Raw genomic sequence first — 24,065 nt, 5'->3', positions numbered from 1 at the left:
CAGGACCAGGTGGTAGAGGGAAAGTGGGTTCATCCGTGAGGTAACGGCGCTGGCCTTCTCTTCCTTGAAGCGTAAATGGGCGCGCAGTTTAGCCTGTCACCCACGCGAACCCGGAAATTAAGCTTCGCCTAAGGTTGCCTCGCTACCGTTGCGGCTCATGAAACCACTGTTGCCCATGAATCGCGGATGAGTCCTTCAGATATGAAAGCCATTGATTTACCAGCCCAGCCACCGGCGAACTTCAGCCTTGTCTTGGTAAATTACAAAACCTTGGACATCACCAGGATGTGCCTTGAGCTTTTGCGTGAGCACGTCAAAGAGCAACGTATTGCGGTGTGGGTGGTGGACAACGATTCGGCGGATGCAAGCTTGGATTACTTGCGTTCTTTGGACTGGATCAATCTGATCGAACGGCCATCGCCTTGCAAAGAGGCCGGGCATATTGCGCATGGCAAGGCGCTGGATATGGCGCTGGAAAAAGTCGACAGCGATTATCTGTTTCTGCTGCACACCGATACCTTTGTCTACGACAAGGAAGTGTTTGCCATGATGATGCGCGAATGTACAAAGACGCCGGATATCGCCGCCGTCGGTTGTGTCGAGCAAATCAATCGTGGCGTGGTGAGAGATACCTGGCGTTTAACTTCGCGTTTCTGCAAGCATCATGTTCGACGCGCAAAGAATCACTTGGGCCTGCATTCAAAAGAGCCGAAGCCCTATAAGGAAACTCACCTCAAAAGTTTTTGTACGCTGTGGAATGTCCGCTTGATGAAGTCTCTGGGGCTGCACTTTTGCATGGATGACCGAGTGCCCGGTTATACGCTGCAGGACCGGATGGCAGGCTTGGGCTACGGCATCAAGTTCCTGTCGCCGCGCAAGATTTTCAGCTATCTGGATCACATTCAGGCAGGAACCGTCGCTGCGGCAGGCACCTACGGGAAAGATCACCGGCGCACGAAAATGTATCAGGCGACGCTCAAACGCTTTCAAGGGCAACACGGTAAATCCGGGATGCAAACGCCGGTCTGATTCAAGGAAAAAAAAAAGGGGCGACTTCAAAGTCGCCCCTTTTTTATGTGAAATTGTATACAACTGCTCCTGCATGGTGTTCGCCCAGTGTTATGGCCTGGCAATCCATGCACCGGTAAAGAGCCCTGACACTGGGCGAACGGGGAGGATTTTAATGGAAGTTGGCGTATATGTCGCCATGGATAATGATGAAATTTATGTACTGAAAAGTTAAAAACTGTATCTCGCCGAAATTTACCGAGAAAGTTTCAACGCATACTTTTATATGTAGTGCCCTCATGCCTCAACCTGTACAAGAACAAACATCGATAGAGCTAATACTCAACTTTCACACTGACGGGTCACTTTTAATACATCCGTGTAAGTGACAATAACGCTCCGCCCGACTGTCAGTTCTTTAGGACGCTCAGTAACCTGTCATTTCCAGATACCCTTGCCCACCCTGGTTACCGCTGATGCGCACCGGGCCTTCCCAGTAAGGAATGCGCAAGTTCATCCACGCGTTGGGGTTGAGTGCGTCGAGGCGGATGTCGAGGTGTTTGTCAGGGATGCTGATCGACCATTTCACCGGCATCGAGCGGCCGGCCACATCGGCGGTGTCTTGCGCAGTGAGTTTGATCTGTTCGGCGCGCAGGGTTTGCGTCTGACCGTCGGCGGCGATCCAGGTGCCGGTCAGGTAGGGCGCACCGTCCTTCTGGCGCATGCGATAGAGCATCAGGTGTTCGCCGTTGTCCAGATGCAGCGAGAACCAGTCCCAACCCGTCTGGTTGGCCGTCAGTGGCTGGCTGCTCCACTCGCGGTCAAGCCACGCCGGGCCGCTGACGGTGTAGGTCTGACCGTCGACCTGCAAAGTGCCGCTGGCCTGAAAAAATGGCTGGCTGTAGTAGTACGAGGCCTGGCCCTGTTCGGACTTTTGGCTGAAGCCCTTGTCACCTTGCAGCACCAACGGACGGCTCGAAGTGAGGTGCAGTTGATAGGCGAATGACGTGTCACGAGCACTCAGCTGCATATCGCTGAGAGGGTCCGGCGCTTGACTGGCAAACCGCCAATCGTCGATCCACGCTTCGAACGGCGCCAGCCGCACGCCCGCCTGCCCCACACCGCCCCGCGCATAGCGCTCGGCCGCATGATGAACAGAACGGGAAGTCACTGCCGCATGCCCCAGCCAGATGGTTTGGTTGCCCCACCCCGCCTGCTCCGGCACAGGTTTCAACGCACTGCGAAATAACGTCCATTGCACACCGAAATCATTGCCCTGCTGATCCTTGAGATTGGCCGTCACGTACCACCATTCGATGCGAAAACCATCGTGCGCGCCATGATCGGCCGGAAAGCTGAACGCTCGCCCCGGTACCACCGGCTTAAACGACTGAGCCTGATTGCCCATTCCGGCAAAACCCTTCTGTTCGGGCGTGGACTGATCACATCCGCCCAGCAGCAGTGCGACACACAGCACAACCCGCTTAATCCTCATGTGCAAACGTCCTCAGCAGATCTGCCGGTTGCGTGCGGTACAGCGAATACAGAGGCCAGGCCGAGGCCAATAATGTCGCCAGCAACGCCAACCCCATCAGTTGCAGCAGTTGCCATGGGAAGACCCGCAGCGGCAGACGCCAGCCGAAAGCCTGCACGTTGATCACCGCATCCAGACACCACGCCAGCGCGATCCCCAGCGGCAACGCCAAGACCAGCGTCAGCACCGCCAGCAGCCAGGTCTGGCCGAGATTGAGCAGCATCAATTGCCGTCGTGTCACGCCCAATGCCCACAGCGGTGCGAGTTGGCCGAGGCGGCTTTGGCTCTGGGTCAGCAGGCTGATGAACAGCGCAACGCCAGCGACCGCAAGGGTCAGGCTGTTCAACGCCGCCGTCGCCGCAAAGGTGCGTTCGAACACCTGAACCGACCAGCCCTTGAGCTGTGCCTGATCGACGATACGGCTGTCATCGAGTTGGAAACGCGCCTGCAATGCGCTGAGCAACGGCGCAGTATTCTGCGGGTCGATGCGCAGGTTGAAGCGGTTCGGCGTCAGTTGCGGCCAGTTGTGCAACAGATGATTGACGTTGACCAGCAGGTGCCCCTTGGGATTGCCGTAATCGGCGTAAATACCCACGATGCGCGGTGACCATGGCCCGTTGGGTGTCGGGATCGTCATGTGATCGCCGGGGTGGACCTTCAAGCGTCGGGCCATTTGTTCGCTGAGCATCACCGCATCATCCGTCGCCAGATGCGCCCACGGTTCACCGCCAACCGAGTCGAGCAACGGCCAGTGCTGACGGTAATAGACATCGTCGATCACCCCGAACACCTCCGCCGGCCAGCCATGCAGCGTCACCGACACCTGCCAGTTGGGCAGTATCGCCGTGACCTGTGGCTGCTGTTTGAGCCAGTTGTGCATCTCGCGGGCCTGTGCCGGATTCACCGGATTGATGTACAACTGCGCGCTCAGACGTTGTTCGAGCCAGTCGTTGAAGGTCTGGCGAAAACCGGCGGTCATGCTACCGGCGCCGATATTGGCGGCCAGCGCCAAAAGCAACGCCATCAACGCCAGGCTCAGCGCTGGCAGTTGTTGTCGGCAGTCGGCGAGAAACCATTGGCCGAGCACTGAACGACGGCGCCCCAGCAACTGATTCAATAGCGCACTGAGCAACACCGGCAAGGCCAGCGCGGCGCCGATCAACAGCCCGACCATCAGCACAAAACCGCTGGCCAGGCTGTCGCCCCAGATCAGTGCCAGCAGCGCGATCACGCCCAACACAAAAGCCAGCCAACCCTGGCGCTGCAGCCAGCGCGCATATTGCTGATGCCAGGCTTGCGGATCGGCCACCGCCAACAGCGGCAAACGCGCCGCCCGTATCAGGCTGTTGGCACCGGCCAGCAAGGCGCCGAGCAGGCTTAAGCCGATCCCGCTGAACCACCACCAAAGGCTCAATTGCAACTGCCCTGCCACCTGCGCGCCATACAAACCGCGCAGGCTGGCGGCGACATCGGGCAGCAACACACTGGCCAGCCAATAACCACTGATGACGCCAAACACGCCACCGATCAGCGCCAGCACACCGAGTTCGACGATCAGGCAGCCGATCAACATCCGCGCACTGACCCCACAGGCTCGCAAGGTACGCAGCAGGCCACGCCGTTGTTCCAGCGCAAGCCCGATGGCGGCGTGAACGATAAACAAACCGACGACGAACGAAAGAAAGCCCAAGGCATCGAGATTGAGGTGAAAACTCTCGGTCAGTCGCGCCAGATTGTTTTCCTCGCCACGGCTCTTGAGTTGCAACTGCCCCTTGAACGTGGGCGGCAACTCGCCGTGAAAATCTTTGGGCAACAACAAGCGTGACAGTTGCCCGGGTTGTTCGAGCAGGGTTTGCGCAACGCCGATGTCCACCAGCAACACGCCCGGCGCCATGTCTTTTTGCGCCAGCAAGGGTGGCAATTTCTGGCCCCCCTGGGTTTGCGGCGTGGCGCCTTCTTGCAGGTTCAACGCCTGCAAGGTTTGCGGGGAAATCCAGGTGCTGCCCGGCGGCGTGAAAAACTCGACGACCCGCTCGATCGGCATCGCCTTCCCGGCCACTGCCGAATCCGCCGGCAGCGACACCGGTTCGATCCCCATCAACTGAAGACGTTGGTTGTCGTGATCTTTGAGACTCAAGCGGCCCTGCAACAACGGTGAGACCGGCCAGCCCTGACGGCGCAGATCGATGAACCATTGCTGAGGGAATGTTGCGCCGCTCGGTGTGCTCAGACTGGCTTGCGGCTCGCCGCCAATCAACTGGCTGGCGCGCGCGTAACTGTCACGCGCCTGACTGTTCAGCGCCTCGACGCCGGTCAGCAGGCTGGTCGCCAGCCACAACCCGGTCAGCACACTGAAAAACTGCACCGGATGCCGCCGCCAATGGCTGAGCAGCGCGCGCAGGGTTTGTTTGAAGACGATCACAGCAGACGCCCGTTGGACAACACCACACGCTGTGCCAACCGTTGTGCCACACGCGTGCTGTGGGTGACCATCAACAACGTCGTCGGCGTGTCGTCGAGCAGTTCGAGCAACAGTCGCAGTACTTCATCACTGGTCGCTTCGTCGAGGCTGCCCGTGGGTTCGTCGGCCAACAGCAATTTCGGCTGCGAGGCCAGCGCACGCCCCAGTGCAACCCGTTGCTGCTGGCCACCGGACAGTTGCTCGGGATAACGCTTGAGCAAATCGCCCAGCCCCAGGCGTTGCACCAGATGCGCCAGCCAACGCGGTTCATGACGCCCGGCCAAACGCGCCTGAAACGCCAGATTGTCCTCGACGCGCAAACTGCCGATCAGGTTGAACTGCTGGAACACCAGACCGATTTCCGTTCGGCGCCAGTTCGCCAGTTGCGCTTCGTTCATCGCTTCAAGTCGATGCTCACCGCAGCGAATGCTGCCGCTGTCGACCTTGTCGAGGCCGGCCACCAGGTGCAGCAGGGTGCTTTTGCCACTGCCGGACTCGCCCATCAGCGCCAAGCTACTACCAGGTTCCAGCGTCAGGTCGACGCCTTGCAGCACCGGTAATGGGCCTTGGGGGGTGAGGTAACTTTTAAAGACATCCAGAACCTGAAGCATGCCGTCATCCAAAGTTTGCAAGTGGCTCTAGGATAGCGGCCGCGAGTGTTTTTTGTGTGCCGGTACCTGTCAACTCTGACAGTAGCGGAGCAAAGGGCACGGGTATCTAATAAACAGGCCGTCGAACAGAGGCAGTTGAATCCAAAAGGCCACTCCGCCATGAAGACAACAATCATGTATGAAACGCTCACTGCTCCGATCAAATGCACCTCCCAGGTCATCGAGGTCATCACCGTGGGGCGTGAACCCGGAGCCATCGCCCTGCACCCGAAACTGCCGGTTGCGTACGTGTGCAATACCGAAGGCCGCAGCCTGTCGATCATCGACCTGCACTTGCACAGGGTGAGCGCGGTGATACCGCTACCAATCCGGCCCATGGCAATCGTTATCGAAAACAGTGGTGTGACCGCATACATCACCGGCCTCGATCAACCGCTGATACTGGCCATCGATACCCGCCGCCAACGTATCCGTCAGACCATCAGCGCTGCCCAGGGACATTCGTTGGTGCTCAGCGCTGACGGCGCGCGGTTGTTTGTGCACAGCAACAGTCATGTGAACGGGCACATCCATGAAATCGATACGGCGAACGCCAAGGTCGTCGCCTGCGTCGATACCGGGCCGTTCACCAGTGGCGCGGCATTGAGTGCCGACGGTCGGTTGTACTACTGCGACTACATCCATCATGAACTGCGGTTCCTGAACACCCGCAATGCCGAGACGCAGAGTGTTTTGACCCTCCCCAACTCCTTTGAGGAAGTGACGCTAAGCCCCGACAATCAGTTGGCCTACGTACCCTATCGCAACGCCGATAGCAGCACGGCGGTCATTGATCTGGGCGTAGGCAAACTGATTGACTTGATCCCGACCGCTCAGTTGCCTCACGGGTTTGTCGTCAGCGCGGACGGCCGCCTCGCCTGCTGCTGCAGTGCCGGCGAACGAACCGTCTCAATCATCGATACCGTATCGCGGCGCAGCATTCACACGTTTACGGCTGGCGAATATCCGCAAAGCCCTGTGTTCAGTCGCGACCGCCAGAAGCTGTATGTCTGTGACTCGTCAGCCGATGCGATCTGGGTGTTTGCCTTGCAGGCCGACTGAGCGTTTGCCTCGAAATCTACTGCCCCGCCGCCACACTGGTCGGTGCCTGCGACGGCGTGACAATGCTGCCCAGATCAATATGTTTCCACTCAGGCTTGGCCCCCAGCCGCGCGTTGAAGCGGTAGTTGAAGGTGAATTCATCCGCCGTCGGCACTGTCAACGGCTTGCCATACACCGCCTCGATCCCCGCCAGGTCGTAACCCATCAACTGCAACAGCGTCGGGAAGATGTTGTAGTGACTGGAGCGATCCTTGTTGGCGGCCAGTTGCGTCGACCAATCCAGCGTCTTCAAGTCGCGGCCCTGAATCACCACCAGCGGCACCAGACCCTCCTCCTCCACCGGATCGCCGCCGCAATGCGTATTGAGCCCAGGGTTGCCACGTTCATGAAGATCCTGACCGTGATCCGAGGTATAGATCACCAGCGCATTGTTGAGATTGGCCAGGGCAAACACCCGCGCAAAAAACTCGCCGACGTTCCATAAAACCGTGTTCTTGTAGGCATTGCGATACAGCACCCAGTCATCCGGTTGACCATTGAAGCCATCGCGTTTGCCGGTGTCGGCGACTTCGGTGAACTGTCCGCGCGGCAAGGTCGGACGGTAAGCCATGAACGCATCCGGGTATTTGTCGTGCACCGGAAAATGCGCGCCGACCTTGTTGATCAGGATCAGTTCGGGCTTGTCGTCGTTGAGCAAACCGATCAGTTTCTGCGCGGCCGCCATGTCGCGATCTCGCACGCTGGTGCGGTCGAACTGGACAAACTCGTCGATGTCCTTTTTCTCGGCGTCGGTCATCAGGTTCTGCAAGTGGCCGCCGGTGCGCTGGGCGTCAATGTAGACCGTGCGCATCCCGGCCTTTTTTGCGTACTGCCAGATCGACGGAAGCGTACTGTTGATGCGCATGTAGTCGGCGCGGGTGCCGCCGTAGCGTAAGGTGACGTTGGTGTCGGCGCTGCAATTGGCGATGGACGCGGCGTAACCGTAATTGAAGATGTCGACGCCCGCGTGCGGTTGTTTGAGGTTGCTGTGCACACCGAATGGCGCGTTGATGTCCAGGTAATTGCCGGAGATGCTTTCATCGATGATCAGCACGATGTCATGCCCGACCGCTTGGCCATTGCGCGCCAGTGTGACGGGTTCACGCGGACCGACCGTGTTGTGCAGCGCCTCATAGGCGAACAGGTTCAGATAGGCCAGCGGCGTGTACATGATCGGCAAGCCCCGGGCGCCCTCACCGGCGCGCAGAAACAGCACAGCGCTGAGCACGATCACGCCACAGATCGGCGCCGCCACGCGCAATGCGTTGGGCACGACAAGCGAATGCCGCGGTTTGAGACCGATGCCCACCAACAACAGCAAGCCACTGAGCGCACCGTGGATGATCGCATCGCGATACTGGTAAGCCGCTTCCTGAATGAAACCGCCGGAATACACCAGCGAGACGAAGCTGCTGTAGCTCAGGTAATCGGCCGTAACCCGGGTGTAGACATCAAAAAACACCGCCGAAACAAACATCGTTATCGCGAATAAATGCCGAATGAGCGCCTGACGAATATAAGCCGTTAGATATAACGCTAAAGTAAGCGCCAAAAACATCGCGCCAAAAAGGAGTACAGCAAAACCAACACCGATAGCATTTAACCGCTCAATGTAATATTCGGAATAAAGCAGCAGATAAACAACTAAAAGCAGTTCTTTAAAATATCGAAACATGGCAATCCCGGTCGTACAAAACGGTATTGGGTCAATAGTTTGTCGGTCAAAACCTGACACTAGCACCCGGCCATCAAACCGCAAGAAAAGACTGGTTTTTCCCTAAAACGTCAAAAAAACGTTGACTCATTCCTGACACACTCCAGCGGCTACAAGTCTTTAATTTCAGGGCTCTCGACCGTTTATCGCTTTCTTCTCAACAGGGAAAAAGCGTCAAGAACGCGACAAACCCAGTAATAGCAAGCACTTGATGGCCAATAGCCTGAAAAAAGCCGGGTGTTATACACGTGCAACATGTCATTTTGCTGACACGCTTTGCGCACGCTGCGCTATACCCATTTTGACAGTTCAATTCTTAAGTTCTCATTTTGTTTTTGAGAGGTGCGCATTATGGACGTGAGTGTATTTGGCACGGGCTACGTTGGTTTGATTCAAGCCGCCGCACTTGCCGATGTCGGACATCGCGTTTTATGCGTTGATATTGATCCGAACAAGATTAAACAACTGCAACAAGCGGTGCCGCCCATTAGCGAACCGGGTTTGTCGAACACACTTGAAGAAAATATCAAGGCTGGTCGTCTGCTGTTCAGCACCCAGGCCAGCGACGCCGTCACCCATGCCGAGTTGATCTTCATCGCCGTCGGCACGCCAGCCGATGAGGACGGCTCCGCTGATCTCTCCCATGTGCTCAACGTCGCCCGGCAGATTGCGTCGCACATGGAGGCTGATCGCACCCTGATCATCAAATCCACCGTACCGGTCGGCACAGCGGATGAAGTGCTGGCCGCCGCCAACAGCGAACTGCTGCGTCGTGGCAAAAGCACCTTGACCGTACGCGTGGTCTCCAACCCCGAATTCCTCAAGGAAGGCAGCGCGCTCGCTGACTGCATGCGCCCGGACCGGATCATCATCGGCACCCTCGACGACGAGGCCCGCGAGCAGATGAGCGAACTCTACGCGCCGTTCTGCCGCAACCACGAAAAACTGATGTTCATGGACAACCGCAGCGCCGAGCTGACCAAGTACGCGGCCAATGCGATGCTCGCCACCCGCATCAGCTTCATGAACGAGTTGGCCAACCTCACCGAACTGCTCGGCGCCGACATCGAAGCGGTGCGCAAAGGCATCGGCTCCGATCCGCGCATCGGCTACCACTTTATTTATCCGGGCTGCGGCTTCGGTGGCTCGTGCTTTCCCAAGGATCTGCGTGCCCTGCTGCACACTGCCGAACACAACGGCATGCCGCTGAAACTGCTGCGCAGCGTCACCGACGTGAACGACACTCAGCGGCACATTCTGTTCAGCAAACTCAAAGCGCAATTCCCACAAGGTCTGGCCGGCAAGTCCATTGCCATCTGGGGCCTGGCGTTCAAACCAAACACCGATGACATGCGCGAAGCCCCCAGCCGTTATCTGATGGACGCACTGTGGGCCGAAGGCGCCAGCGTGCAGGCCTACGATCCGGAAGCCATGTCCGAATGCCGGCGCCTTTACGGTTATCGCAACGACCTGCATCTGTGCGCCACCCGCGACGACACACTGGAAGACGCTGACGCCCTGGTGATTTGCACCGAGTGGAAAAACTTCCGCGTGGTCGATTTCGAGCTGCTGGCCAGCAAACTGCGCTCGCGGGTCGTGGTCGACGGCCGCAACCTCTATAACCCGCAACACCTGGCGGCGGCCGGTCTGCACTACAGCGGCATCGGCCTGCGCCATGTCGCCCCTGAAGGACTGCGGCCATGAGGATTCTGGTCACCGGTGCGGCCGGGTTCATTGGTGCCCATTGCGTATTGCGGCTGATGCGCGACGGGCATTCGGTGGTCGGTCTGGATAATTTCAACGCCTACTACGACCCGCAACTCAAGCACGACCGCGTGCAATGGGTGCGCGAGCAGGTCGGCGATTTCCAGCTCGCCACGGTTGACCTGGCCGATGCGCTGGCCATCGAAGCGCTGTTTGTCCGCGAACGCCCGCAAGTGGTGGTCCACCTCGCGGCGCAGGCCGGCGTGCGTTATTCGCTGGACAATCCTCGGGCGTATCTGGACAGCAACCTCAACGGTTTCCTGAATATCCTGGAAAGCTGCCGTCACCACCCCGTCGAGCATTTGATCTACGCCTCGTCGAGCTCGGTGTATGGCGCCAACCAGCACACGCCCTACTCCGTGAAGGACGGCGTCAATCATCCGCTGTCGCTGTACGCCGCGACCAAGAAAGCCAATGAGTTGATGGCCCACAGTTACAGCCACCTGTTCGGCATTCCCTGCACCGGGCTGCGCTTCTTCACTGTGTACGGCCCTTGGGGTCGGCCGGACATGTCGCCGATCCAGTTTGCCCGCGCAATCACTCAAGGCACGCCGCTCAAGCTGTTCAATTACGGCGAACACCAGCGCGACTTCACCTACATCGACGACATCGTCGAAAGCATCGCCCGCCTCACCGACCAGCCACCGCTGGCCCGTCCTGAATGGGATCGCGAGCTACCCGACCCGGCCAGCAGCATGGCGCCGTGGCGGCTGTTCAACATCGGCGGGCAACACCCGGTGGAGCTGAAAACCTACCTGGCCCTGATAGAAAAACACCTTGGCCTCAAAGCCATTGTCGAGCTGCTGCCCCTGCAACCGGGCGACGTACTCAACACCTGCGCCGAGGCCAGCGATCTGGCCCAGGCCACCGGCTTCCAGCCGCGGATAGAACTGGATGAAGGACTGGAGCGTTTCATCGCCTGGTTCCGCGACTACTACCCCACTGCCTATCGCCCACGCGCCGCTCGCGGCTGAGTTTATGTGGAGGACTCCATGACTGGACATGAAAAAGGTGTGCCGATCCAAGAGATGCGGCGTGACAAGCGCGTCGACCCCGAGCACCGAATGCGCCTCGATGCGGCGATCCACCGCCAAGGCCGCGGGTGGTTCACAGGGCGCGATGGCGGTCGTCCATGGCAACTGTCGCGCACCAATCGGGTGGTCGCCTGTTTCGGCGCGCTGCTGATTCTGCTGCTGATTTCCCCCGTGCTGCTGGGCCTGGCCCTGGCCATCAAGTTCACCAGCCCGGGGCCAGTGATGTTCGTGCAGCAACGCACCGGCTATCGCGGCCGCAAGTTCGGCATGTACAAATTTCGCACCATGGTCGCCAACGCCGAAGAGCTGAAAGAGTCGCTGCGCCATCTCAACAAGCACGGTGCCGAAGCCATCGATTTCAAGATCGACAAGGACCCCCGCATCACCGGCATCGGCGGTTTCCTGCGGCGTACCAGCCTTGACGAGTTGCCCAACCTGATCAACGTGGTGACCGGTGACATGCGCCTGGTCGGCCCTCGTCCGACTTCGTTCAACGCCTATCGCTACAAGGACAACCACCTCGCACGTCTGGCGATCTACCCCGGCATGACCGGTCTGTGGCAGATCTCCGGACGCAGCAACATCGACTTCGACCAGCGCGTTGAGTTGGACCTCAGCTATATCGCCGAGCAAAGCCTTTTGCTTGATCTGAAGATCCTGTTGAAAACCCCCTTCAAAGTATTCAGCGGCCACGGAGCAAGCTAATGGACGGTTCAACCAACAAAAGCCTGAGCATCGCCAGTCCCAGCGAATCGAACCTGACCTCGACCGTGCTGGATCTCAATCTACGGATCCTGTTCCTGACCGCCGCCAACCCCGGTGCCGGCACCACCACCAGTGCTCTGGCGCTGGCCAGTCAACTGGCACAAATGAGCAGCGGCCAAGTGCTGCTGGTCGATGCCAGCCAGTCGGCGAGCAACCTCACCCAGCAGTTGAACCTGGGCAAGGAGCGCGGCCTGCGGGATTTGCTGTTCAGCCCGGACAACCCGCCGCTGTTGCAAGACTGTGTGGTGCAGGTCTCAAGCCTGCCCTTCCATGTGCTGCCCAACGGCCGGCCGATTCGCACCATGGAACACCTGACCGCCGAGCGCCTGAGCCCGTTGCTCGACCAGTTGGGCAGCCAGTACCGCTTTGTGGTGATCGATGGCGACGCGGTGTATTCCGCCGCCGACACGCTGGTCATCAGCACTCAGGTCGATGGCGTGGTGTTCGTCGTACGCGCCGAAGACACCCGCTGGGAAGTCGCCCAGGCCGCCGTGCAACGCCTGACCCAGGCCGGGGCGAAAGTGGTCGGCAGCGTGTTTAACCGGCGCAAGTACTACATGCCCAAATGGCTTTACAAAAACCTCTAGGCCACCGCGAAGGATGACGCCATGAACGCCAGAATGCTTGTCCTGCTGTTGCTGCCGCTTGCAGGTTGCTCCAGCACTTCCGAAGTCCAGACCATGCCGGTGAATATTCTCACCGCCACTCCGGCCAACGCCCAGGCCACCGACATGCCGAAGATCGAGCAGACCCTGCGCCCGCAGGATGTGCTGGACGTGATCTTCCACATCAGCACCAGCGGCTCGGACGCTTACCGCGTGCAGTCAGGTGACCAGATCGGCCTGAACTTCACCGCTGCCAGCCAGCTCAACGGCAATCAACTGGTGCTGCCCGACGGTACCATCGAACTGCCGGGCGCCAACACCTCGGTGAAAATCGCCGGGCTGACCAGTGATGAGGCCCGTCAGGAAATCCAGCGGGCCTATCAGCGCAAACAACTGTTCCAGCCCAACCGCAATCAACTGACGGTGCAGATCATCAGCCCGTTGACTAACGAGCAGAACCTGAAAAGTGCGCTGAACCACCCGGCCACCGGCATGAGCCGCGAGATCACCGTGGGCACTGACGGTTACGCGAGTTTCCCGGAGATCGGCGCCGTGCCCCTGCAAGGCATGACCGTCAATCAACTGGAAACGTTCCTTAACCAGAAATACGCACAACTGCCGGGGCGGATGACCGTGGATGTGCTGCTCAAATCCACCGCCGGCAACGAGATTTACGTGCTGGGTGAAGTCGGCCAGCCGGGTTCCTATCCGATCCGTCGGCCGGTGTCGGTGCTTGAAGCGCTGACCCTGGCGCGCGGCACCAACGTCAAGGCGCGCCTGGATTCGGTGGTGATCATGCGCCGCAACGGCAATCAGGTGCAGGCCGTGCATTACGACGTGGAAAAAGCCCTGGCCGGCGACGCCTCGCAGATCGCGTATCTGCAACCGGACGACATGCTTTTCGTACCGAAAACCAAACTGGCCAGCGCCGGCGAACTCGCCCGGCAATTGGCCGACGTGGTGTTGTTCCAGGGCGTCGGGTTCAGCTTCGGCTACCGCGTCGACAATAAAAGCAGCAGCAGTAACTGACTCCCAGGTGAACGATCATGAATCCAAAGGAAAACTACCTGCATGAGTTCTTCAGGATCTTCTTCGCCAACAAGCAACTGGTGAAACGGGTCTTCCTGATCTTTGCAGTCATCGCCCTGCTGCTGCCATTGGTGCTCAAACAGAGCTTTGATATCACCGCACAGGTGATCGTGCAGTCGAAAAAACTCTCCCAGGGTGACGCCACCACGTCACTGACGGTCGATAACGCCACGTTCATTCCGCCGTCGCTGGCGGACATGGAAACCGAGAGCAACATCCTCCGTTCGCCGGCGCTGATCCGTCAGACCATCAGCGAACTGCGCGACAAAGGCGAATACACGCCCTCGCCCGGCATGTTCAACAAACTGGTGAGCGAGCCCTTCAAGCGCTACGTCACCTCGCCACTGCGTCAATACGTGATCAACCCGACGCGCAACATGCTCGGGCTGGAAACCGATCCGGTGCGTGACACAGCCCTAGATGCGCTGACCCAACAAGCCATCGACAGCCTGAAAATCGAGACCCTGCCGGGCTCCAACGTGATCTCGATCATCTACAGCTTCCCGGACCCGCACCAAGGCACGACCTTTGTCACGGCCCTGCTGCAAAACTATCTGGTGAGCCGTCAGGCGCTGCAATCGATCGACCTGCCGCAGTCCTTCTACGAATCCAAAAAGCACTTGTATCAAGTACGGCTCGACGGCCTGGAAGGCAACCGTCAGGCACTGCTCGAAAGTGTCGGTGCGGCGGATCCCAAGGAAGAAATCACCTTCCGCCTGAACGCGATCAACACCGAGGAACAGGCACTGAACCTGTACCGCGATCGCCTGCTGCAAAGCCAGCGCTGGCTCGAATACCTGAAAACCGCGCTGGCCGCCGCCAGCAGCAACAACAAGCTCAACGACTACACCTTCCCCTTCACCTTCACCACGACCGTCGACAATGTGGCGTTCGAAGATCGGGAAATAAAACAACTGGGCGAGCAACTGACCACTCAGGTCAGCCGCTACATGAACGACCTTGCGGTGTTCCAGCCTGGCAGTGAACCCATGTTGCTGACCCGCGAGCAAATCGGCCGCACCCGCCAGCAGTTCCTCAAGGTGGTGAGCAACCGGATTCAGGAGCGCACCAACGATCTTTCGGTGGTCAAGCAGGTGATCGATCAGAAAACCGCACGCATCGCCGAATTCAAGAACCGTATCCGTGACCTGCAGCAAACCCAAAGCAAGCTGCGGCAGATGGACACCGAAATCGACGCCATGCACGCCGCGTTCTCGACCTACGCCCAGCGTTTCGCCGAGAGCAGCACCGTCGGCGCGCTGAACGACGATCTGTCCAACGCCCGGGTGCTCAGCCCGCCGTTCGAACCCACCGAAGCGGCGTTCCCGAAACCGATGCTGATCATTCCATTCGGCCTGTTCACCGGTCTGCTGCTGGCCATTGCCCTGGTCTATGTGCGTGAGTTCTTCGACCATCGCTTCAAACACCCGGCGCAAATCAGCCACGAGCTTGGTCTGCCGGTGTTGCTGGTGATCAACGACGAGAACGTGCTACCGAGCAATCCGCACAAAAACTGGACGGTGCCGAGCTTCCTGCACTGGGTGCGCAATTGAACACCGTGTCCACCCCGAAGACCGCGCTGCCGATCATTCATTTGCTCAGCAGCGGCGGTTTCTATGGGGCCGAGCGGATGTTGCTGGATCATTGTCTGGCGACGCCGGGGCAGCATCAGGTGCTGTTTCTCGACGCGCCGCCAGAATTGATCGAGCGCTTTCGCGAAGCCGGGGTGGATGGCCGTGGCTGCGGCGGGCTTGGGGAGTTGTTGCGGCACCTGCGTCAGCGTCGCAGTGAAAAGCCGCTGATCAACACGCACAACTTCAAAGGCCTGCTGTTTGGCTGGATGGGCGCGACACTGTTGCGCCTGCCGCTGGTCATCACCCAACACGGCTTCACGCCGCGCAGTCGCAAGCAGAAGTTCTACACCTGGCTCAGCCTGCAACTGTGCCGCACCGCGTCGGTGGATCGGGTGGTCTGCGTGGCAGAAAGCATCGCGGTGTTGCACCGCGATGCCAGCGTACAGGCCGAGAAGTTGCAGGTGATCCCCAATGGTTTGCCGGCGGCTGCGGCGATGGTTCCCGATGCGGGTCGGCAACGCTGGCTGGCCGGTTACGTTGGCCGATTGAGCAGCGAGAAAGGCCCGGATCTGTTTCTCGATGCGCTGATCCCGCTGTGTCATCAGCACCCGCAACTGGACGCCGTGATGCTCGGCGACGGGCCGGAATGCGAGGCGTTGCAGGCACGCATCGACAACGCCGGTTTGCAGCAACGGATTCGTTTACCGGGTTATCAGACGGCCATGCAACCGTGGTGGCAGCAGCTCGATGCGCTGGTAATCAGCTCGCGCACCGAAGGCACACCGATGATTTTGCTGGAGGCAATGCAGGCCGGCGTGCCGGTGGTGGCGTTTGGTGTCGGCGGAATTCCCGATGTGCTGGAACATCGGCACAACGGCTTGCTCGCCGCTCCGACCGACAGCACCGCCCTCGCCCATCAGCTCGAAACGTTGTTGAGCGAGCCCAAACTGGCGCGACAACTGCGCGACAACGCCAAACGCACGCAACAGGATCGCTACGACCTCAAGGCCCTGGCCGAACGCTGGTCGCAGCTCTACATCCGCACGGCACGGGAGGCACGCGCATGATTTTCCCGCTCTCGATCGTCAGTCTGCTCGGTCTGGTCTGCATCGCTTTGCTGGCCAGCCCCTATCCGTATCTGGCACCGGGAGCGGTGCTGGGCCTGGTGGGTTTCACGGTGTTGTACCGCAAGCCAACCTGGGGCCTGCTCGGTATCGCCGCACTGGTGCCGTTCGAAGGTTTCTTCAAGGACAGTTCGCTGTCCGGCAGCAAACTGCTCGGTGCCTCGCTGGCGGTGATTCTGATGCTGCAACTGGCGCTGCATCAGATTCCCTCCGAACGCTTGCGCAGCAATATCTGGCGGTACCTGATCGGGTTCATGGTTCTGTACTTCCTCAGCCTGCTGAACACCGATGACATGGGCATGTCGCTGGAGCATCTGCGCGAGCTCAGCGTCGGGCTGATCCTGTTTGTCATCACCCTGTTGATCGGCCGCGAGCTGAACCTCGACCTGTTCGCCCGACTGGTCACCCTTGCCGTCAGCAGCACCTGCGCGATGGCGATGTTCTCGACCAGATTCCAGGATCAGGGCCGCGCTGCCGGCCTGCTCGAAGACCCCAACGCCTTCGCGATGCTGATCGCCTTCGCCATCCCGCTGGGGCTGCTGCTGGTGATTCGCGGCCCTAACCTGCTGCATCGGTTGTTCTGGGGCGCGTGCTGCCTGCTGTTGCTCGGCGGCATGACCAAGACCGAATCGCGCTCAGGGCTGGTGGTCGTGGCCTTGAGTCTGTTGATCGGCGGCTGGCATTACCGCGCGCAAATGACACGAATTCGCCCACGGCACCTGGGCTTCGCCATGCTCGGCGCGGCCATCGTGATTCCGCTGGCAATCTATGCGATGCCCGCCGGTTACCTGGCGCGCATTCAATCCTTGAGCGTATTAAGTGCCGGCGCCAAGGGCCATAACGACGAATCCCTCGGCCGCCGTGCTTCCTACATCGTTGTCGGTACGCAGATGATCCGCGAGAACCCGCTGCTGGGCTCCGGCCCCGGCACCTTCGCGCTGCACTACGCGACCACCGGCTACGCCAAGGCGTTTTCGGCCAACCGCAAGATCGGTGACCTCTATCGCCGCGCTCACAACACTTATCTGGAAATCTTCAGCGAACTGGGGATTCCCGCCGGCCTGATGTTCGTCGGCATGCTCGGGCTCGGCTTGTACAACCTGATCCGCGCACGCGCCGTGTGGATGCGCCGACGCGACTGGCAACAGGCGGACCTGATGACCCATCTGAGCGTGAGTTTCCTGTCGCTGACGTTGTTCCTGATGTTCCTCAGTGCGCCGAACCAGAAATACGTGTGGATCATGCTTGCCATGACCTGGGTGCTGCGCCTGAAAGCCGAACAAGAACCGATCACGGAGGCCGTCGCATGAGCCGAATCAGCATCATCATCCCGATGTACAACGAAGCCCGGCATATTGGCCGCACCTTGCTGTCGGCAGAAAAAGCCGCCCACGCCGCCAGCGTCGAGTGCGAACTGATCGTGGTCGACAACGGTTCAAGCGATGACGGCCCGCACATTGCCCGCCAGTTTGGCGCACAAGTGCTGGTGCATCCGGGTTTGCTGATCGGCGCCCTGCGCAATCGCGGTACGGCGGTCGCAACCGGTGATTGGCTGGCCTTCATTGATGCCGATGTTGAGATGCCGCAAAACTGGCTGCAGCCGCTGTTCGATCTGCACGCCAGTGGTCAGGCCGATGTGTTTGCGCTGGACCTGGGCATCCCGGCACAAGCGCCGTGGTACGCCATCGCGTGGCAGCGTCGCACCCAGCGTGTTTGCGCGCAGGCCTCGCACGTCGTGGACTGGCTGCCCAGCTCCAACCTGCTGATGCGCCGTGACTGGTTCGACAAGGTCGGCGGTTTCAATGAAAGCCTGCGTACCGGCGAAGACAAGGAGTTCACCCTGCGCCTGCGTGAAAACGGTGCGTTGCTGCTGTCGATCAACGACAACGAAGCCCTGCACTGGGGTTACGAAATGAACTGGCGCGAGTGGATGGGCAAGGAAATGTGGCGTCAGGGCAGTCATCTGCAACTGCTGCGCACCCACGGTTACAGCCTGCGTCTGCTGCGTTTCCCGATGCTTTCGCTGCTGGTCTGGCTCCTCGACTTTCTGGCGATCTCGGCCCTGCTCGACAATTTTCCTCATCACGCGGCGGCCATGCTGATATTGACCCTGGTGCCGGGGCTGGTGCTGAGCATTCGCCAAAGCATCAAGCATCGTGACCTCTTGCTGACCCTGCAACTGTGGGGCCTGCACTGGGTACGCCTGCACCTGGCCGGCGCCGCGTTCATTCTCAGTCTGTGTCATTGGAATGCCAGGAGGCCTGCCCGTGGCTGAGTTCATTTTCTGGATGTGCCTGTTGCTACCGGTCTACGCGTATGTGGGTTACCCGCTTTTGCTGACGATACTGGCGCCTCTGTTCGCGGCCAGCCGGCATGGCCCAACGCCGCCGCTGAACATCAGCATCGTGATTGCCGCCCACAACGAGGCGCGGCACATCGAGCACAAGTTGCGCACGCTGCTGGCCCAGGATTATCAGCCTGCCCGTTTGCAGATCATTCTCGCCAGCGACGGCTCGACGGATGACACCGTGGCTTGTGCACACAACGTCGTCGATCCGCGCATTACCGTGCTCGACCTGCCGCGCCAAGGCAAAGCGGCGACGCTTAACGCCGGCGTGGCCCTGAGCACGGGCGACATTCTGGTGTTCACCGATGCCGACAACCAATGGTCACGCGACACCCTCGGACATTTGCTGGCGCCATTGAGCGACCCGCAAGTCGGCGCCTGTGCCGGGCACATGGTGATCCCGGTCACCGGTGGCGGCTTGAGCGTCGGCGATAGCCTGTATCGACATTACGAAGGCTGGCTGCGCCGGGTGGAAAACCGCACCGGTTGCATGGTGTCCGCCGACGGTGCCCTGCTCGCGTTGCGCCGCGAGTTGTTCCAGAACGTGCCAGCAGAGGTTAACGACGATTTCTTTATCAGCACCTGCGCGCCGGTCGCGCACAAACGCATCGTCTATGTACCGCAAGCGCAAGTCATCGACCAAGGCGTCGATGAAGCCGACAAACAGTTCCGTCGTCGTCAGCGCGTCACCGTCGGCGGGCTGCAAAGCCTCGCTCAGCGCCGCGAACTGCTCAATCCGCTGAAATATGGCCTGTATTCGATCGCGCTGATCAGCCACAAACTGATCCGCCGCCTGGCACCAATCCTTTTGCTGCCATTGTTGCTGAGCAACTTCTGGCTGTGGAGCGAGCACGGTTTCTATCGCCTGAGCCTCATTGCACAACTGTTCGGCTACGCGGTGGCGATAGCCGGATTGATGGATTCGCAACACCGCTTGCCCAAACCCTTCCGCCTCGCCGCCTTTGTGCTGGTCACTCTCGCCGGGATGAGTCTTGGCTTGTGGCAGTTCCTGCGCGGCCAGCGCTATGCCCAGTGGAATCCTGAACAGAACCGCTAAGAGGACCGAAGCCATGGCGATCAAACAATTGATAAAAAGCACCAGTGGCTGGCTCTATCTCAACTCGTCCGTGGGCCGAAACCAGTTGCAGGGCGCCGGGGTGATTCTGATGTTGCACCGGGTGCTGTCCAACGACCGCGCCGCCGACCTGCCCCACCGCAATGAGCTGTGCGTCGGGCCCAAGGCCTTCGAGCATTGGCTGGTGTGGCTGCGTCGCCACTTCGAATGCGTACCGCTGATGGAAATCCTTCAGCCCAATTCGCTGCACACCGAGCGCCCAAGGGTGGCGTTGACCTTCGACGACGGCTGGCGCGACAACGCGGTCAACGCCTTCCCGCTGCTGCAAAAACACCAGGTGCCGGCGAGCATTTTCCTTTCGACCGATTTCATCGGCAGCCGTCAACGTTTTTGGTGGGAGGCCGTGGGCGAAACCCTGTGGGGCAGCCACGGCGACAAGGCGCGGATGCATTTGATCGAGCGCTTGCATGCCACGGGCCATCCGCTGCCCGTGTTGCTCGATGACATTGATGTCGATCGGCGCAGCCTGGCACTGCTGCATTACCTGCAAGGGCTCAAGACACTGGCACCGCAAGAACTTGAACGCCTGACCGATGAGTGCCCGCAAGAATCGCAACCGCAGGCACTGGACTGGCATCAGGTGCGCGCGATGGAAGCCTCAGGTCTGGTGCGTTTCGGCCCCCACGGCGCCAGTCACGCGATCCTTACCGGCCTTGACGATGTGCGCCTGAGCGAAGAAATCAGCCGCAGCCGCGATGCCTTGCACAACGGCTGCAACCGGCCGCTGCCGGTGTATTGCTACCCCAACGGCGACAACGACGAGCGCGTGCGCAAGCAGGTTGCCGATCACGATTATCCGTTTGCGCTGGGCACCAGCACCGGCCTCTATCGCGGTGAAGGCGATCCGCTGAACCTGCCGCGTTTCGGTGTCAGTCAGCGCACGGCGCGCAATCCGCAACTGCTGTCGTGGCGGATATTTCGCGGAGCACGACCATGAGCCGAGGCCGCTACCTCAAGCACTTGGCGCTGAGCATGGGCACCAAACTGGCGATGATCGCCTTGCGTTTACTGCGCAACGTGCTGCTGGCGCGGATCCTCGGGCCGAGTGAACGCGGGCTGTTTGCATTGCTCAGCACCTTGCCCGACCTGATCAGCGCGGCCACCAGTGGCGGGCTGAATTCGGCGGTCGGTTATCAGGCCGCCAAACAAAGGCCGATGGGGGTGTTGCTCAGTCAGGTGCTGGTTTTCGGATGCTTGCTGGCGGCGCTGTTAACCCTGCTGGTGGTCGCGCTGGTGCGCGAGTTTGGCGGTGAACTGGATGTGACCACGCAGCTTGGCCTGCTCGCCTGGCTGTTGCTGTTGGCAGTGCCGCTGACGGTGTTGAAAAGCGGCTTGTTGACGTTGCACAACGCGTCCGGCGGCGTGGTCGCATTCAATGCCTTGCGCCTGGTGGAGTCGCTGGCACCGCTGCTGATGTTTCTCGGGCTTTTCTGGATGTGGAAAAGCGCCGCCCTTGAAGCGGCACTGATCAGTTGGCTGGCCGGGATCAGCCTGGTGGTGCTGGTCGGTTGGGTCTGGCTCAAACGGGCGCAACCGTTGCAACTGCAATGGGATCGCGCCAGCCAGAAAGAGCTGCTGCGTTACAGCGCCCGCAGCCATCCCGACCTGTTGTTCCAGCAAGTGATTTTGCGCTCGGATTATTTGTTCATCGGCGCCCTGCTCGGCAGCACCGCGCTGGGTCATTACGCCATGGCCAGCGCCGCCGCCGAACTGCTGCTGATCGTCCCGGAAGCGGTGACCACGCCGTTGATGAAACGCCTGCTGCAACAGGACGAAGGCATGGACAAAGTCACCCCGCTGGCGCTACGCCTGACCGCAACGGTGATGCTCGGCGCATGCCTGAGCATGGCGGTGATCGGCAATTGGCTGATCGTCACCCTGTTCGGCATCGCCTACCAACCGGCCTATCCGGCGCTGCTCGCGTTACTGCCGGGGCTGTTGGGTTTGTGCTATGCGAGCATTCTGCGTCTGGACTTGCTGGGCAAAAATCGCCCCGGCACGGTGTCCTTGCTGATGGGGCTGGGGGCCTTGCTCAATCTGGCGCTGAACCTGGTGTTGATTCCGGCCTACGGGATTGTCGGCGCAGCGGCGGCTTCGTCGATTGCCTATCTCGCCGTCACGGTGGCGATGCTGGTGTTGTACTGCCGTCTGAGCGGCGTGCCGTTCTGGCAAACCCTGATCATCCTGCCCAGCGACATCACCCCGATGTGGTTGATGCTGCAACGTCGCAAAGCCGCATGAAAGGCCTGGCCCTGCTGTTCGGTCTCGGCCTCTCGCTGGACGCCTTCGCGGCGTCGATGCGTTGGGGCGAAATCCGCGACGCCAGCCTGTACCTGCAAACCGATCAACCCGACAACGTGATCGTGCGCTGGACCCCGGCGTGGCAAGCGGATGCCAACGAAGAGCATCTGTACCTGCTCGACGGCCAAGGCAAACTGCAAGGTGACAGGTTCATCAAGGCCAGTGAAACCCGTGGTAGCCAGCGCTGGAGTCTGGCGCCCGGCGCCGCCAGCTATCGACTGGAAATCCCCGGCTACAGCTTCCGCAATTACCGGATAGAACACGATGAACACACGGTCGCGCTGTTCGCCCCGGCCAAAGTGCACTTCAGCGTTCAAGCCCAGAACGGCGACATGTTGTATTTCAAGGTCGCGCCCGGTGAGCGCGCGGTGCTGGCCGGTAAATTTCATGGCGGCGTCAGTGCGCTGCAGGCGCAACGGGTGGGTGATGGTCAGGCACTGACGCTGGCCCTGAAACCGTACCGCGCCTATTGGCAGTTCGATCAGGTCGCGCTGCCGGTCAGTGAGCGTGAACAAGTCTGGCGCCTGCGCCTGCAAGGCAGCGGCAAAGCCGCATTCTGGCTCGACGGCACGGCCAATCTGTTTGCACAGAATCCACAACAGCTCAAACCGCTGCGCGAAGACGTCGGCCAGACCCGCTTGACCCTGCACGACAAAGTGCTCGGGCGCACGCCGGATCTGGGCATCGCCCTGCCCTATGTGATGCCGCCCACCACCAGCTATGCCGCCCTCGATGCGCTGAAACCCACTGCCGCCAGTTACTACAGCTTTGTTGATGTGACGGCGAAGAACCGGCATTTCGAGGACGCGTTCCGTCAGTTCTATCAGGATCGTTTCGGCATCCAGCAGGACATCACCTTGCTCGCCGGCAGCCAGCGTCAGGCTGATCTGCGCGCCGACGTACAAAGCAACAGCGGCCTTGATGCGTGGCTCGCCAGTACCCGCACGCTAGGCGGCAAAGGCACCCACTACATCGGGTTTGCCGACGAACCGAACCTCAACTACTCCAGCTACGCGCAGTATCAGGCGATCTTCGCCAGCATGGCCCGGCAGGTGCGCAGCGACCCGGCGAACGCCAAGGCTGGCGTGCGTATCGCCATGCCGGCCAGTTCGCGGCTGGTCAACGGGCCGTTCGCTGACAACGCGGCAGACAAGCGTGGTATCGATTGGGCACGGCGCTTGCTGAGCGAATCCGGCGATCAGGTCGACGCCTTGGCGTGGCACGAATGGATGATTCGCGACCTGCTAGCCACCCGCGTCTACCGCGACAGCGTACGCCGCGCCGCCGAACTCGTTGGCCTCGACGACAAAGGCCAGCCACGCAAAGCCTTGCTGCTCGATCAGACCAATTTGTCCAGCGGCTCCAGCCTCAGCCCCTACGATCAGGAAACCCATTACGCCGCGCTGTGGTGGGCGTCGGTGGTGATCAACGCCTCCCAGGACGGCTTGCTGAGCATGCTCAACTGGTTCCAGGCCGCCGATGAACCGCAGTACCCCAAAGGCATGCTGCGCGTCTCGGCCGATGAACAACGCTTCGAACTCAAACCAGTGGGTCTGGCCCAGCAATTCATCGCGCAACACTGGCTGCATAACGTCCTGGCGCTGGACAACGATGGGTTTGAAGTCGACGTGCTGGCGATGTCCAGCGATGAGCAGCGTGGCTTGCTGGGCGTCAACAAAGGCACCCGCCTGCAACGTGTAGACCTGAGCGGCACCCAGTGTCCGCTGAACAATGGCGCCTTGCGCTACTTCGGCGCCGACAACCGCAGCCGCGATGCGCCGTTTGCCTGCAAGGACGGACGCGTGCGCTTCGACCTGCCGGGGCAAACCCTGTTCTCGCTCCGCTGGAGAGCGTCATGA

19 protein-coding genes are annotated in these 24,065 nt (G+C 60.2%); 15 read left to right on the top strand and 4 right to left on the bottom strand.

Features of this window, described 5'->3' with window-relative positions; all coding sequences use genetic code 11:
- Positions 1–201: 201 nt before the first annotated feature.
- A complete protein-coding gene (locus AACY50_RS16855; RefSeq protein WP_339432501.1) occupies positions 202–1,029 on the top strand; it encodes a glycosyltransferase family 2 protein in 828 nt (275 codons plus the stop codon).
- 406 nt (positions 1,030–1,435) lie between these two features.
- Here the strand turns inward: AACY50_RS16855 and AACY50_RS16850 are convergent, their stop codons facing one another.
- The 3 genes from AACY50_RS16850 to AACY50_RS16840 are packed head-to-tail and all read right to left on the bottom strand — an operon-like array spanning position 1,436 to position 5,614.
- Entirely contained in the window at positions 1,436–2,503 is a 1,068-nt protein-coding gene (locus AACY50_RS16850) for a lipocalin-like domain-containing protein (RefSeq protein ID WP_339432502.1), read from the bottom strand.
- Positions 2,493–4,964 carry an ABC transporter permease gene (locus tag AACY50_RS16845; RefSeq protein WP_339538878.1) on the bottom strand — a complete coding sequence of 824 codons (2,472 nt, stop codon included), beginning with the start codon at positions 4,962–4,964 and terminating at the stop codon, positions 2,493–2,495. The genes AACY50_RS16850 and AACY50_RS16845 overlap by 11 nt, the downstream gene beginning before the upstream one ends.
- Positions 4,961–5,614 carry an ABC transporter ATP-binding protein gene (locus tag AACY50_RS16840; RefSeq protein ID WP_221729569.1) on the bottom strand — a complete coding sequence of 218 codons (654 nt, stop codon included), beginning with the start codon at positions 5,612–5,614 and terminating at the stop codon, positions 4,961–4,963. Before AACY50_RS16840 ends, AACY50_RS16845 begins: the two co-directional genes overlap by 4 nt.
- Positions 5,615–5,773: 159 nt before the next feature.
- On the opposite strand from AACY50_RS16840, the gene AACY50_RS16835 reads away from it, so the two are divergent.
- Positions 5,774–6,715, top strand: coding sequence for a YncE family protein (locus tag AACY50_RS16835; protein ID WP_339538877.1), 942 nt, complete (start codon positions 5,774–5,776; stop codon positions 6,713–6,715).
- Positions 6,716–6,731: 16 nt separating this feature from the next.
- Here AACY50_RS16835 and AACY50_RS16830 read toward each other — a convergent pair whose 3' ends face one another.
- The gene (locus AACY50_RS16830; RefSeq protein ID WP_339538876.1) at positions 6,732–8,429 is read right to left on the bottom strand and encodes a sulfatase-like hydrolase/transferase; all 1,698 of its coding nucleotides are present in this window, start codon (positions 8,427–8,429) and stop codon (positions 6,732–6,734) included.
- A 390-nt stretch (positions 8,430–8,819) separates the two neighbouring features.
- On the opposite strand from AACY50_RS16830, the gene AACY50_RS16825 reads away from it, so the two are divergent.
- The 13 genes from AACY50_RS16825 to AACY50_RS16765 are packed head-to-tail and all read left to right on the top strand — an operon-like array spanning position 8,820 to position 24,065.
- Positions 8,820–10,172, top strand: a complete 1,353-nt coding sequence (locus AACY50_RS16825; protein ID WP_339432506.1) for a UDP-glucose dehydrogenase family protein — start codon at positions 8,820–8,822, stop codon at positions 10,170–10,172.
- Entirely contained in the window at positions 10,169–11,206 is a 1,038-nt protein-coding gene (locus AACY50_RS16820; RefSeq protein WP_339432507.1) for an NAD-dependent epimerase, read from the top strand. Before AACY50_RS16825 ends, AACY50_RS16820 begins: the two co-directional genes overlap by 4 nt.
- 18 nt (positions 11,207–11,224) lie before the next feature.
- Positions 11,225–11,971 carry a sugar transferase gene (locus AACY50_RS16815; protein WP_339432508.1) on the top strand — a complete coding sequence of 249 codons (747 nt, stop codon included), beginning with the start codon at positions 11,225–11,227 and terminating at the stop codon, positions 11,969–11,971.
- Positions 11,971–12,618 (top strand): CpsD/CapB family tyrosine-protein kinase, encoded by a 648-nt coding sequence (locus tag AACY50_RS16810; RefSeq protein ID WP_339465650.1) that lies wholly within the window; start codon positions 11,971–11,973, stop codon positions 12,616–12,618. Before AACY50_RS16815 ends, AACY50_RS16810 begins: the two co-directional genes overlap by 1 nt.
- A 21-nt stretch (positions 12,619–12,639) precedes the next feature.
- The gene (locus AACY50_RS16805; protein ID WP_221729562.1) at positions 12,640–13,665 is read left to right on the top strand and encodes a polysaccharide biosynthesis/export family protein; all 1,026 of its coding nucleotides are present in this window, start codon (positions 12,640–12,642) and stop codon (positions 13,663–13,665) included.
- Positions 13,666–13,682: 17 nt separating this feature from the next.
- Positions 13,683–15,278: a GumC family protein gene (locus AACY50_RS16800; protein WP_339495844.1), complete on the top strand. Its 1,596-nt coding sequence runs from the start codon at positions 13,683–13,685 to the stop codon at positions 15,276–15,278.
- Complete coding sequence (locus AACY50_RS16795) at positions 15,275–16,366, top strand: glycosyltransferase family 4 protein (RefSeq protein WP_339538875.1); 1,092 nt, start codon at positions 15,275–15,277, stop codon at positions 16,364–16,366. Before AACY50_RS16800 ends, AACY50_RS16795 begins: the two co-directional genes overlap by 4 nt.
- Positions 16,363–17,733, top strand: coding sequence for an O-antigen ligase family protein (locus AACY50_RS16790; protein WP_339432512.1), 1,371 nt, complete (start codon positions 16,363–16,365; stop codon positions 17,731–17,733). Before AACY50_RS16795 ends, AACY50_RS16790 begins: the two co-directional genes overlap by 4 nt.
- Complete coding sequence (locus AACY50_RS16785) at positions 17,730–18,698, top strand: glycosyltransferase (protein WP_339538874.1); 969 nt, start codon at positions 17,730–17,732, stop codon at positions 18,696–18,698. The genes AACY50_RS16790 and AACY50_RS16785 overlap by 4 nt, the downstream gene beginning before the upstream one ends.
- Entirely contained in the window at positions 18,691–19,827 is a 1,137-nt protein-coding gene (locus tag AACY50_RS16780) for a glycosyltransferase family 2 protein (protein WP_221729557.1), read from the top strand. Before AACY50_RS16785 ends, AACY50_RS16780 begins: the two co-directional genes overlap by 8 nt.
- Before the next feature lie 13 nt (positions 19,828–19,840).
- The gene (locus AACY50_RS16775) at positions 19,841–20,842 is read left to right on the top strand and encodes a polysaccharide deacetylase family protein (RefSeq protein WP_339538873.1); all 1,002 of its coding nucleotides are present in this window, start codon (positions 19,841–19,843) and stop codon (positions 20,840–20,842) included.
- Positions 20,839–22,146, top strand: coding sequence for an oligosaccharide flippase family protein (locus tag AACY50_RS16770; RefSeq protein WP_339538872.1), 1,308 nt, complete (start codon positions 20,839–20,841; stop codon positions 22,144–22,146). The genes AACY50_RS16775 and AACY50_RS16770 overlap by 4 nt, the downstream gene beginning before the upstream one ends.
- Positions 22,143–24,065 carry a hypothetical protein gene (locus tag AACY50_RS16765; RefSeq protein WP_339538871.1) on the top strand — a complete coding sequence of 641 codons (1,923 nt, stop codon included), beginning with the start codon at positions 22,143–22,145 and terminating at the stop codon, positions 24,063–24,065. The genes AACY50_RS16770 and AACY50_RS16765 overlap by 4 nt, the downstream gene beginning before the upstream one ends.

This window comes from Pseudomonas sp. RA_15y_Pfl2_54 (genome assembly GCF_963971015.1).
Classification (GTDB): Bacteria; Pseudomonadota; Gammaproteobacteria; order Pseudomonadales; family Pseudomonadaceae; genus Aquipseudomonas; species Aquipseudomonas baetica_A.
Note: the sequence above shows the minus strand (reverse complement) of the source record. Positions and strands in the feature narration are given on the sequence as shown.

What these genes read in the sequence shown, in the direction of transcription:
- AACY50_RS16850 (WP_339432502.1), bottom strand. Translation starts at nt 2,503, where the DNA reads ATGAGGATTAAGCGGGTTGTGCTGTGTGTCGCACTGCTGCTGGGCGGA.
- AACY50_RS16815 (WP_339432508.1), top strand. Translation starts at nt 11,225, where the DNA reads ATGACTGGACATGAAAAAGGTGTGCCGATCCAAGAGATGCGGCGTGAC.
- AACY50_RS16820 (WP_339432507.1), top strand. Translation starts at nt 10,169, where the DNA reads ATGAGGATTCTGGTCACCGGTGCGGCCGGGTTCATTGGTGCCCATTGC.
- AACY50_RS16790 (WP_339432512.1), top strand. Translation starts at nt 16,363, where the DNA reads ATGATTTTCCCGCTCTCGATCGTCAGTCTGCTCGGTCTGGTCTGCATC.
- AACY50_RS16840 (WP_221729569.1), bottom strand. Translation starts at nt 5,614, where the DNA reads ATGCTTCAGGTTCTGGATGTCTTTAAAAGTTACCTCACCCCCCAAGGC.
- AACY50_RS16830 (WP_339538876.1), bottom strand. Translation starts at nt 8,429, where the DNA reads ATGTTTCGATATTTTAAAGAACTGCTTTTAGTTGTTTATCTGCTGCTT.
- AACY50_RS16785 (WP_339538874.1), top strand. Translation starts at nt 17,730, where the DNA reads ATGAGCCGAATCAGCATCATCATCCCGATGTACAACGAAGCCCGGCAT.
- AACY50_RS16775 (WP_339538873.1), top strand. Translation starts at nt 19,841, where the DNA reads ATGGCGATCAAACAATTGATAAAAAGCACCAGTGGCTGGCTCTATCTC.
- AACY50_RS16825 (WP_339432506.1), top strand. Translation starts at nt 8,820, where the DNA reads ATGGACGTGAGTGTATTTGGCACGGGCTACGTTGGTTTGATTCAAGCC.
- AACY50_RS16800 (WP_339495844.1), top strand. Translation starts at nt 13,683, where the DNA reads ATGAATCCAAAGGAAAACTACCTGCATGAGTTCTTCAGGATCTTCTTC.
- AACY50_RS16810 (WP_339465650.1), top strand. Translation starts at nt 11,971, where the DNA reads ATGGACGGTTCAACCAACAAAAGCCTGAGCATCGCCAGTCCCAGCGAA.
- AACY50_RS16805 (WP_221729562.1), top strand. Translation starts at nt 12,640, where the DNA reads ATGAACGCCAGAATGCTTGTCCTGCTGTTGCTGCCGCTTGCAGGTTGC.
- AACY50_RS16765 (WP_339538871.1), top strand. Translation starts at nt 22,143, where the DNA reads ATGAAAGGCCTGGCCCTGCTGTTCGGTCTCGGCCTCTCGCTGGACGCC.
- AACY50_RS16835 (WP_339538877.1), top strand. Translation starts at nt 5,774, where the DNA reads ATGAAGACAACAATCATGTATGAAACGCTCACTGCTCCGATCAAATGC.
- AACY50_RS16855 (WP_339432501.1), top strand. Translation starts at nt 202, where the DNA reads ATGAAAGCCATTGATTTACCAGCCCAGCCACCGGCGAACTTCAGCCTT.
- AACY50_RS16770 (WP_339538872.1), top strand. Translation starts at nt 20,839, where the DNA reads ATGAGCCGAGGCCGCTACCTCAAGCACTTGGCGCTGAGCATGGGCACC.